The organism is Capnocytophaga sp. oral taxon 332 str. F0381 (assembly GCF_000318275.2).
GTDB lineage: Bacteria > Bacteroidota > Bacteroidia > Flavobacteriales > Flavobacteriaceae > Capnocytophaga > Capnocytophaga bilenii.
On the sequence record NZ_KB291256.1, the window covers coordinates 2,014 to 2,426 of the forward strand.

The window sequence follows — 413 nt, forward strand, 5'->3', positions numbered from 1 at the left end:
CTTTAAGATTTCCATTTTCATAGTAATCATAAAAATAATGATAATAGGCTGGTAGGGGAGGAATCACTTCATAAAAGATATATCCTTTTCCTCCATAAATAGGACGGAAAGAAGATCCATCTTTTAATTTGTAATACCCCCCATATTTAGGATCTTTTTCAAAATCTTTGTACCTTGTATTCCATAGGTTAAAATCAAATTTTTCGAACATAATTGTATCTTTTAAAGAATTTTTGTTTTCTTGTGCCATCATATGATTTATTGTTAATACTACAATGTATAATAATATTTTCCTCATAAGAGATTTATTTTAATAAATTGAAGTGTCTATTTAGCTACATACCAACTGAGGTTGGAAAATAGGTTCTCTTTCAAGCATTCTTTTTATTAGATTGTTAAAGATAGTCTCTTTG

General features: G+C 27.4%; 1 pseudogene. It reads right to left on the reverse strand.

The features are described from left to right. Positions 1–253 (reverse strand): annotated as a pseudogene (locus HMPREF9075_RS01010) (hypothetical protein); the annotation flags it as partial. Positions 254–413: the final 160 nt, after the last annotated feature.